The 6,082-nt window shown below is 52.1% G+C and carries 8 protein-coding genes; 3 read left to right on the top strand and 5 right to left on the bottom strand.

Going from position 1 to position 6,082, the window contains the following annotated elements:
- Positions 1 to 337: 337 nt before the first annotated feature.
- The gene (locus EKM73_RS07160; RefSeq protein ID WP_125701285.1) at positions 338 to 1,687 is read left to right on the top strand and encodes a hypothetical protein; all 1,350 of its coding nucleotides are present in this window, start codon (positions 338 to 340) and stop codon (positions 1,685 to 1,687) included.
- Positions 1,688 to 1,912: 225 nt separating this feature from the next.
- Here EKM73_RS07160 and EKM73_RS07155 read toward each other — a convergent pair whose 3' ends face one another.
- The 4 genes from EKM73_RS07155 to EKM73_RS07140 form a co-directional block, all read right to left on the bottom strand.
- Positions 1,913 to 2,677, bottom strand: a complete 765-nt coding sequence (locus tag EKM73_RS07155; RefSeq protein WP_125701280.1) for an ABC transporter permease — start codon at positions 2,675 to 2,677, stop codon at positions 1,913 to 1,915.
- The gene (locus tag EKM73_RS07150) at positions 2,670 to 3,389 is read right to left on the bottom strand and encodes an ATP-binding cassette domain-containing protein (protein WP_125701279.1); all 720 of its coding nucleotides are present in this window, start codon (positions 3,387 to 3,389) and stop codon (positions 2,670 to 2,672) included. Before EKM73_RS07150 ends, EKM73_RS07155 begins: the two co-directional genes overlap by 8 nt.
- Positions 3,382 to 3,756, bottom strand: a complete 375-nt coding sequence (locus tag EKM73_RS07145; RefSeq protein WP_125701278.1) for a GntR family transcriptional regulator — start codon at positions 3,754 to 3,756, stop codon at positions 3,382 to 3,384. Before EKM73_RS07145 ends, EKM73_RS07150 begins: the two co-directional genes overlap by 8 nt.
- Positions 3,757 to 3,955: 199 nt before the next feature.
- Complete coding sequence (locus EKM73_RS07140) at positions 3,956 to 4,606, bottom strand: Crp/Fnr family transcriptional regulator (protein ID WP_125701277.1); 651 nt, start codon at positions 4,604 to 4,606, stop codon at positions 3,956 to 3,958.
- A gap of 88 nt (positions 4,607 to 4,694) precedes the next feature.
- Here EKM73_RS07140 and EKM73_RS07135 point away from each other — a divergent pair, with 88 nt between their 5' ends.
- Positions 4,695 to 5,249 carry a hypothetical protein gene (locus EKM73_RS07135; RefSeq protein ID WP_125701276.1) on the top strand — a complete coding sequence of 185 codons (555 nt, stop codon included), beginning with the start codon at positions 4,695 to 4,697 and terminating at the stop codon, positions 5,247 to 5,249.
- Positions 5,249 to 5,398: a hypothetical protein gene (locus EKM73_RS12765; RefSeq protein ID WP_164508884.1), complete on the top strand. Its 150-nt coding sequence runs from the start codon at positions 5,249 to 5,251 to the stop codon at positions 5,396 to 5,398. Before EKM73_RS07135 ends, EKM73_RS12765 begins: the two co-directional genes overlap by 1 nt.
- Before the next feature lie 146 nt (positions 5,399 to 5,544).
- On the opposite strand, the gene EKM73_RS07130 is transcribed toward EKM73_RS12765, so the two are convergent.
- Positions 5,545 to 6,066: an LPXTG cell wall anchor domain-containing protein gene (locus tag EKM73_RS07130; protein ID WP_125701275.1), complete on the bottom strand. Its 522-nt coding sequence runs from the start codon at positions 6,064 to 6,066 to the stop codon at positions 5,545 to 5,547.
- Between the last annotated feature and the right edge of the window lie 16 nt (positions 6,067 to 6,082).

Raw genomic sequence — 6,082 nt, 5'->3', positions numbered from 1 at the left:
ACTCAAAAAAATTGCCTAATCTCAATGGATTAGACAACTTTATAAATAGAATTACCAACAACAGTTGACATAGAACCAAAATTTACAATTCTTGTAGGGTCGACAGTTCGCTGTTGACCCTATTTATGTTGAATTTATATGCATGCAACAGGATAACGAACAATCCAGTATACCAACGACCCCAGATGTTGGTCACGCCTTGGCACGGGCTAAATCCACCCCACCCGGTAAGGCGCTGCCAAAACACTATTTACTCCCTGCCAAACGCGTGGGGCAAACATTGGGGGAAAGTTTGGTATACTGGAACAAACTTGAAACGAAAGAGGGACCCTTTCCCGTGACCCGACTCAAACAAAGTGGCATCGATTTTTCCGTAGGCACGCTGAACTTTCTGGCAAACATCGGTATCATCCTACCCTACGTCCTCATCCTGGCCAAGTGGCAACAGACCCAGAGTGAGACCTATCTGATCGCCCTCGTAGCCTTCTACATCTCCCGGGCGGCCAGTATCTTCTACACCAAGCGCCTGAACCTGCGCGCGAGCACCTACCTGATTCTCAGCCTGACCCTTGGCGCGGCCGGCAGCCTGATCTTCGCCATCACCGCCCATCTCGGCTGGTTGATTATCGGTAGCTTATTGTGGGGCTACAGCGCCGCCACCATCTGGCCGTATTTTCTAACCGTCAAGCTCCACCTGACCCACACCGCTGACTTTAAAATGAAACACCTCTACTGGTTGATTTTTGCTATTCTAGCCCTGATCGTTGGTGCCGATGTGCTGGCTAAATTCAACTACACACTGACCTTTGTCCTGCTGGGTCTGCTTTACCTGATAGCGTTACCCGGCGGCCTCCTGTTAAATAACTTCACCAGCGACTTCTATCAAGAATCGCCGCACCACGTTCACGGTCTCTCGCAGACTTGGCGCTGGGTGCTCTCCGTGATCTTCTTCGGCGTCATCGCCGTCCTGACCACGCTACGTAAGGCATCCGTCAACATTTCCAGCTGGCTGATTCTGACCATCATCGGCATCGCACTGGTGATTCTAATCATCGAGCTGATTGCCGACTGGCACGTCCTGCCGAGCTACAAGATGCGGCTCCTCAACCGGGGCTTTCTCGTCAGTATGGTCCTGCTGTTCAACAGTTTCTTCGCTTATTTCTACCTGGGAAAGGCCGGGATGTACGCCGTCTTTGCCGTGTACCTGCTGGGATTCGAAACGGGCTTCACCCTCTTCAACCTGCTCGGCCACCACGATGCTCGCCGCGCCCGCCACGACAGCCTGATCAGCCTGATGGTCGGCCAAATTCTCCTGTTGATTCCATGGGTCGGCAGCTACCTGCTGGGCCTGCTGCTGATCACCCTCTACGTGGGCTACGACAACCCCACGCTCAACGAAACGCTCTACGGCCTCGACAGCATCGACACCGACAGCGCCATCATCCACAAGTACCGTTTCTCCACGTACGGCGGTCTACTCTGCCAATTGGCCATGTTTGGCCTGCTCGTGGCTATCAGTACCGTAGCCGGGCTATCGATCCTCGACTTCTTTAAACCGAGCGACACCGGCAATTTTGCCCTGTATTTCTACGGTCTGAGTTGGCCGCTCGTCATCGTTTCCCTCATCATCTCCGTGGGTAGTCTGCGGTCAAAATCACCCGTCACAGTGGAAACCCAGTCTGAATAAGGCTGGGCTTTTTTACTGGCCACTATTGCCCCCCCTATTACTACTAATGTAAAAATATCGGATTCTGTCTCACAATTTTGCTAAATCCCCAAGACTTTCGTTTTAGCTGCTCATGGATGAACTCTCAAAACTGTGATGATCGCTCATCAGTCTACTAAAAAAGTCAGGCCCCTCATCATAACGAGAAACCTGACGATTGTCTTCTATTTCGCTGATCATGCTAAATTAGTTGGGTGTCGTTTCGACCCATTTTTTCAGAATAAAGATGTTCAGGACGGCTTCAATCGCGGCCACCACCAGGACACCCAGAATGTTAATCAGGAAGTGGGTGGTCCCACCGCCGTCGATCAGCTGGCCAAAGTTATTGAATTCATAGAACAGGAAGCCAATGACCCGTACGACCAGGTAGATCACGATGATGTAGAGAACCACGTTGATCAACCGCCGACTCGCATTTGGCAGGAAGTTATTGGTCGCACTGATGACCAGGTGAACCAACGAAATAGTCGTCCATCCCAGGATCACCAGCGACAAGCCCATAATCAACATCCCCACACAGATCTTAGCAGCCTCCATCGTGGTGTAACTGGGGCCACTCATAATCCGCAACATACCTGTCAGATAGGTGTTATCCACGGCCTCCGTGATCAGGTAGATAATCAGTTGGATAATCCCAAAGTAGATGAACATCACGAACGATGAGAACAGGTTCGTCAGATAAAGCTTGGTGTCGCCCAGCGGCAAAAGCCGGTATGTATCCCGCGTGTAGACTCGTTCGATCCGGACGGACAACAGGACAAAGGCGATGGCGAAGGCCACCATGGACCAGGCCAGAGCCACGCCGAAGGTTTCCCCCGGTTGGATTCCCTGCCGCACAAAGCTCCATAGTAGGGTGGCGGCCACCACAGCAATGTCTGCCACGAGTAGCCAGTTAATCAGGCGGAAACGGTCGCGGCTCATCACCTTCAATAATGCTGTAAATTTAGTCACGGTCGGCACCTCCTTCTGTTTCTGTATACAAGCTCTCGTAGTAGTCCTCGATGCTCAGGCCAAACTCCTCACGGATTGCGTCGCTTTCCTTGTGGGCGTAGACGGTCTGGTCCTTCACGATAACGACCTCGTCTAAAATCGGTGCGATCTCGGAAACGTAGTGGTCGCTGATGACCATCGTGGCATCGGCCGGTTTCCATTTCAAAATACTACTGATGATCCGCTTACGACTCATACTATCGATGCCGCTGAACGGTTCGTCCAACAGATACAGGTTGACCTGCCGGGCGAGGGTCAAGGCGATGATCACCTTTTCCTTCATCCCCTTGGACAGGGCGGCCAGCTTCAGGCTGGTATCGATCTGAAGGAAAGTTACCATCTCTTCAAAACGGGCGCCGTCGAAGTCCGGGTAGACCGTGCGGTAGAAGTCCGCCACGCGATCCACCCGCGTGCTAGCCGCAAAGCCTCGGAGCTGTTCGGTGAAGCTAACGTGGCTCTTGTGATGGGCGGTGGACGTGTCACCACAAACGGCGATGGTTCCGGAGCCCTTGGCACTCCCCGTGATCAACCGCATCAGCGTCGTCTTACCGGCGCCATTTTCACCCAGTAGACCGATGATCTTACCGGTTTCAAGGGTCAGGTCAACGTCGTGTAGAATCGTCTTAAAATTGTGCTTGTAACCGACTTGATTGATTGCTAAAACATTAGTCATCCTGTTGCCCCCTTTGTGCAATGTATTGTTTCAGACTCGCAATGATTTCTTCATCCGATAAATTCAAAGCGTGTAACTGCTCATAGGCCCGTTCCAATTGCTCCATGATTAAGTGCTCCTTTAACTGTGTAATGCGTGGCGTCTCCGTCGTGACGAAGTTGCCTTTCCCCCGCTGGGACGTGATAATCCCCTCCGTGATCATTTCCCCGAGTGCGCGCTGAACGGTGTTGACGTTGACCGTCAAGTCCACTGCTAGTTGGCGAACGGCTGGCAATTTCTCCCCTGGCGCCAGCTGACCGGTCATCATTTCGTGGTACAGGTGATTCTTGATTTGATAGTAAATGGGGACCTTATCGTCAAATTTCACGTTCGGTCGCCTCCCTAGTGTTATATTTTACTAGTACACTGTAACATTAAAACTAGAACTTGGCAAGTCTTGGTGGCGGCAAGTGGCTGGCTGTGATCGTGAGGCTACCCGCTAAACACCACCAAAGCACGGTTAGTCCACCATTCCCCGTCAAAAAAAGTCGTCAGAATCCGGTGGGGATTTCTGACGACACAACACGTTATTCTTGAATTAAGGTAATCTGGCGACCGTCGATCTGTAACAGACCGTCCGCCACTAACTGCTTGAGTTGCCGGCTCAAGGTTTCCGGCGTGATACCTAAGAAGCTGGCGAGTTCTTTCTTCTTTTCCGGTAACGTGAATTGGGTGGCCCGCTGTTCCTGACCGACTTGCTGGAGATACGCCAACACGCGGTTCTTGGCCTTTAGATTACCGGTGAGCGCACTGACGGACTCCAATGCCGTCAGCCGGTCCCCCAGAATATTCAGGAGATTGAAGGCCACGGTCGGCACCCGGTGAAGTAACGCCTGGAAGTCCGCGCGGCCAATCGAACAGATCTTAGTATCCGCAACGGCTTCAGCGTAGTTGAAATGTGGACGTTGGGTAAACAGCGCGGCTTCGCTGTCAATTGCCCCGTCGCGTAGCATATAAAGGACCTTTTCCTTACCGTTCTCGTTAAGCTGGTAGACCTTAACGCGGCCTTCATCAATAATCAGCATGCGGTCTAACGGCTGGGTCGGATCGTAGAGGACACTCCCCCGCTTGAAGACCTGTTGGTGAACGGAGATCTTGGCGAGCTCGGCAATGTCGGCATCGGCCAGCCCCTTGAAGATGGGCGCGTTCTGAACGCATTTAAACGGATCATGAGTCATCTTTTTCTCCTTTCTTGACAATTATCAATTTTTTTATTTTGCCTTTTATTATACACTAGACTCATCACTTCGAGGAGGTCATTACATCATGAAAATCTATCAAGCAAACATCGTGCCACTTAACGAACAGGCCATTGGCACGGCGGCTCACGGGTCAGCGCTCTTCACCATCAACGGTGATCAGTTGACTATCAATATTGAAATGTTCGATACGCCCGCCAATCTCCAACACTGGGAACATTTCCACGGCTTCCCAGATGGCAAGGACGCCGCCATCGCCACGAGTGCCCAGGACGTCAACCACGATGGTTTCGTTGACCTCCCCGAGACTGGCGCCGTTTCTGGGACGACCATGGTGCCCTTCGATGCGGCACCCCACGAGATGAACATTCCCAACGATAACTACCCCGTTTCGGACGCGAATGGCTACTTCGCCTACACGAAGGTCGTGCCGTTAGCCGCCCTCGATGCCCAATTCAAGGCAACCTTTGACGATAGCGAGTTGGCCCTGGACAAGCGGGTCATCTACATTCACGGCGTAACCGACGACGTTGCCCTGCCAGATACGGTGGCTGGTGCGGTCGGCCACTACTCCACCCACGTGACCTTACCAATCGCTGTAGGAAAGATTGTCGCCCTGTAATGCAGCATAAATATTGGCGCATGCTTGCCGTCATCTTCTACCTAATCGTATTGTTGCTAGTCGTCTTTCATCAAGATATGTTGGCCATGTACGGCATGGCAGTGGGGATGTTATTAGAAGCCATTATGGCTCTGCTATCCAAGGCCTAAGTCTCACTTCAAAAGACCGATACCTTGCTTAGCTTACTATAGGAATACACAAACGGGACTACCTGCGGGCGGCCCCGTTTTTTCAGGTTCATTCGACAAAAAACGGCGTCGCCCGCAGACAACACCGTTATGGTCAAAAATCAATTTTATTTGTTCTCACGGAGCAACCGTGCTTGCCACCGAACGACGGCCAACAAGGTGATTGCAATCAACAGGAACAAGCCAAAGACGCTGGCTAAGAACACCTGTGATTCACCAGTTTGTGGCAACCGTCCCGCAACGAGATCAGCTGTACCGGAGTGAACGACACTTGCAACGGCCCCAGCCGGTTTATTGGCTGCGCTATGGCCGCTGGTGACACTGGTCGTGGGATTGTGACCGCTGGGGATATCTTCATTGACTGTATCTCCGTCGCCACCATTGGTAACTGCTGGCTGCTTGCCAGGACTATTTGGATCCACAGCATCACCATTACCGCCACTGTCCGTGCCAGTGCTGGTGTTCCCACCAGATCCATTGTCATGGGGATTGTTATTCACAATCGTAATCCCCATGCTGGTACTACCCATGTTCCCACTGTCTGTAGACTCGGCAAACGCCGTGGTTCCAAAACCAAGACCTAGTGCTACCGCAACCACTGCCACAAGTCGCCTAATGATCTTCTTCATGACCGCCGCCTCCCTT

It is taken from the genome of Levilactobacillus fuyuanensis (genome assembly GCF_003946395.1).
GTDB lineage: Bacteria > Bacillota > Bacilli > Lactobacillales > Lactobacillaceae > Levilactobacillus > Levilactobacillus fuyuanensis.
This window is presented reverse-complemented; position numbering and strand designations above follow the sequence as displayed.